The sequence below is a fragment of the Peterkaempfera griseoplana genome (assembly GCF_001418575.1).
Taxonomy (GTDB): domain Bacteria; phylum Actinomycetota; class Actinomycetes; order Streptomycetales; family Streptomycetaceae; genus Peterkaempfera; species Peterkaempfera griseoplana.
Genome location: NZ_LIQR01000284.1, coordinates 1 through 3416, shown reverse-complemented (window position 1 = coordinate 3416; position 3416 = coordinate 1). Strand labels below are relative to the sequence as shown.

Here is a 3416-nt window from a genome sequence, read left to right as displayed (position 1 = left end):
GTCCGGAGCGCCGTACGGCGCCTGCGGCGGCACCCGCGCCGAAGTCCGGCGCGGCGTCCCCCGCGAAGCGGCGGTTGCTGCCCACGGCGAAGCGCCGTACGGCAGCGGCGTCCAAGCGCGGCGCGGCACCGGCGTCCAGGTCCGGCAGCGCGGCCGCCGTGGCGAAGCGCCGCAGCGCGACCCCGCCGCGGGCCGGCCGGCCGTCTCCGCTGGCGGCTCTGCTGCGGGCGCTGGTGATGCTGGTGGCGTTCGTCGGCATGGTGGCCTTCGCGGCGGTGCTGGCCCGTCTGACGCTCACCCCGTCGCCCGCGTCGGTGGCGATCTCGCACAGCAACCTGCACCCCGGTGCGTCGCTGCGGCTCTACCTTCACCAGCCGTCGGTGCGCGACGCGGTCAAGCAGATCGGCGGCAACATCGCGCTGGGCGTGCCGTTCGGCGTACTGCTGCCGGTGCTGGTGCCGCGGGCGCGCGGCCTGCTGCGGGTGCTGCTGGCCACGGCGCTGGTGATGCTGCTCGTCGAACTGGTGCAGGGCACCGTGGTCGAGGGGCGGTCGTTCGACATCGACGACGTCATCCTGAACACCACCGGCTCCCTGCTGGGCTACCTGCTGCTGGGACGGCGGGTCTCCCGGGCGGTCCACCCGCCGCGCCGCCACTGGTGGCAGCGGAGGAGGGGTGGAGTGGAGGACAGGGTCTGACCAGCCGCCGGTTGCGGCCCACCACGAGGCCGTTCACGGTGGCCCCGTTCGGGACCGGCAAGGGGGCGGGCAGTGACCGGCGGGCCATCGGGCCCGCCCCCTGCGGCGAGCGGGTGTCACCGCACCGGGTCGTCCCCGGCCTCGGTCCCGTGCAGCACGTCGTCCGCGTCGATGATCCGGTAGGCGTAGCCCTGCTCGGCCAGGAAGCGCTGCCGGTGCGCGGCGAAGTCCTGGTCGATGGTGTCCCGGGCGACCACCGAGTAGAAGTGCGCCGCCCGGCCGTCCGCCTTGGGCCGCAGCACCCGGCCCAGTCGCTGGGCCTCCTCCTGCCGGGAGCCGAAGGTGCCCGACACCTGGATGGCGACCGCCGCCTCCGGGAGGTCGATGGAGAAGTTGGCGACCTTGGAGACCACCAGGACCGAGATCTCCCCGTTGCGGAACGCGTCGAAGAGCTTCTCCCGCTGGAGGTTGGTGGTCTCGCCCTTGATCACCGGGGCGTCCAGCGCCTCACCCAGCTCGTCCAGCTGGTCGATGTACTGGCCGATGACCAGGGTCTGGTCGCCCCGGTGCTGCTCCACCAGCGCCTCCACCACCCGGCGCTTGGTCGCGGTGGTGGCGCAGAAGCGGTAGCGCTCGTCCGGCTCGGCGACCGCGTAGGCCAGCCGCTCCGAGTCGGTGAGGGTGACCCGTACCTCGCAGCAGTCGGCCGGCGCGATGTAGCCCTGCGCCTCGATCTCCTTCCACGGGGCGTCGTACCGCTTGGGCCCGATCAGCGAGAAGACGTCGCCCTCGCGGCCGTCCTCCCGCACCAGGGTCGCGGTCAGCCCGAGGCGGCGCCTGGCCTGGAGGTCGGCGGTGAAGCGGAAGATCGGCGCGGGCAGCAGATGCACCTCGTCGTAGACGATCAGGCCCCAGTCGCGGGAGTCGAACAGCTCCAGGTGCGGATAGACGCCCTTCCGCCTGGTGGTCATCACCTGGTACGTGGCGATGGTGACCGGGCGGATCTCCTTGCGGGTGCCGCTGTACTCGCCGATCTCGTCCTCGGTCAGCGTCGTCCGCTTCACCAGCTCGTGCTTCCACTGCCGGGCCGAGACGGTGTTGGTGACCAGGATCAGGGTGGTCGCCTTGGCCTCGGCCATCGCGGCCGCCCCGACCAGGGTCTTGCCGGCGCCGCAGGGCAGCACCACCACACCCGAGCCGCCGTGCCAGAAGCCCTCCACGGCCTGCTGCTGATAGGGCCGCAGATGCCAGCCGTCCTGCTCCAGCGCGATGGGGTGGGCCTCGCCGTCCACATAGCCGGCCAGGTCCTCCGCCGGCCAGCCGAGCTTCAGCAGGACCTGCTTGATCTGGCCGCGCTCCGAGGGGTGCACCACCACCGTGTCCGGGTCCACCCGCTCGCCCACCAGGGGGGCGATCTTCCTGGACCGCAGCACCTCCTCCAGCACCGGGCGGTCGGTGGTCGACAGCACCAGCCCGTGCGAGGGGTGCTTCTGCAGCTGCAGCCGCCCGTAGCGGGCCATGGTCTCGGCCACGTCCACCAGCAGGGCGTGCGGCACCGGGTAGCGGGAGTAGTTGACCAGGGCGTCCACGACCTGCTCGGCGTCGTGCCCGGCGGCCCGGGCGTTCCACAGGCCCAGCGGCGTCACCCGGTAGGTGTGCACATGCTCGGGCGCCCGCTCCAGCTCGGCGAACGGGGCGATCGCCCGCCGGCAGTCGTCGGCGCGGGGGTGCTCGACCTCCAGCAAAAGGGTCTTGTCGCTCTGGACGATCAGGGGCCCGTCGTTCACGTGCGATGTCCTTCCGGTGGAGCCATGGCCAGACCCTCCAGTGTTGCGCACTCGTCCGGGTGAACGTGTGCCCGACCGCCGGGAGGGGCCGCCTTCCGCTCCACCGTCCGCGCCCACGGCTCGGAAGGCCGGCCGGCGATGTCCGCTTTCCGAGCCCCGGGCGCGGCCCCGGTCACGCCACCGGTTCCGTGGGGGACGCGGCGCGGGGCGACGGCGTGTCCGCACCGCCGGCGTAGCCGCGTTCGGCCAGGGAGTACAGGTCGGCGTAGGCACCGCCTCGGGTGATGAGGGTCTCGTGGCTCCCGGTCTCGACGAGCCGGCCGCGGTCCAGGGAGAGGATGAGGTCGGCGCCCGCGACGGTGGAGAAGCGGTGGGAGACGATCACGGTGATCGCCCCGGTCCGGGCGGCGAGTTCGCGGGCCCGCTCCATGTAGCGCCGGAAGATGGCGTGCTCGCTGGGCGCGTCGAGGGACGCCGTCGGCTCGTCCAGGACGAACAGCAGCGGCTCGGGCCGCAGCGAGGCACGGGCCAGCGCCAGGCGCTGCCACTGGCCCTCGGACAGCTCCGTGCCGCCGAACTCGGTGCCGAGCAGCGTGTCCATCCCGTCCGGGAGGCGTTCCACGAGCCCCGTGGCGTCGGCGGCGGCGAGCGCCCCGGTGATGCGCTCCGGGTCGTCGGCGGCGGTCAGGTCGCCGAGGACGACGGCCTCGCGCAGCACGGTGTGGTACCGGCCGAAGTCCTGGAAGGCGCTGGAGATGCGCTCCCGCCAGGTCGGGGTGTCGATGGCGGCGAGGTCGCGGCCGTCGACGAGGACGGCCCCGCTGTCCGGCCGGTGGAACTTGCACAGCAGCTTGACCAGCGTGGACTTGCCCGATCCGTACTCGCCGACCACCGCCACCACCGATCCGGCCGGGATGTGCAGGCTGATGCC

The 3416-nt window shown here is 73.1% G+C and carries 4 protein-coding genes; 1 reads left to right on the top strand and 3 read right to left on the bottom strand.

Translation table 11 applies throughout. The annotated features are described in order from the left end of the window. Nucleotides 1-259: hypothetical protein (locus AOK09_RS42350; protein ID WP_245687406.1), on the bottom strand; the 259-nt coding region annotated here is incomplete at its 3' end. On the opposite strand from AOK09_RS42350, the gene AOK09_RS21100 reads away from it, so the two are divergent. After that, nucleotides 159-698 carry a VanZ family protein gene (locus tag AOK09_RS21100; RefSeq protein WP_245687405.1) on the top strand — a complete coding sequence of 180 codons (540 nt, stop codon included), beginning with the start codon at nucleotides 159-161 and terminating at the stop codon, nucleotides 696-698. The two genes, AOK09_RS42350 and AOK09_RS21100, sit on opposite strands and share 101 nt — an antisense overlap. Before the next feature lie 116 nt (nucleotides 699-814). Here the strand turns inward: AOK09_RS21100 and AOK09_RS21095 are convergent, their stop codons facing one another. Together AOK09_RS21095 and AOK09_RS21090 are read right to left on the bottom strand one after the other, a co-directional pair. After that, nucleotides 815-2485 (bottom strand): DNA repair helicase XPB, encoded by a 1671-nt coding sequence (locus AOK09_RS21095; RefSeq protein WP_055588781.1) that lies wholly within the window; start codon nucleotides 2483-2485, stop codon nucleotides 815-817. Nucleotides 2486-2657: 172 nt separating this feature from the next. Continuing rightward, the coding region (locus tag AOK09_RS21090; RefSeq protein WP_157875975.1) for an ATP-binding cassette domain-containing protein at nucleotides 2658-3416 on the bottom strand (759 nt) is incomplete at its 5' end.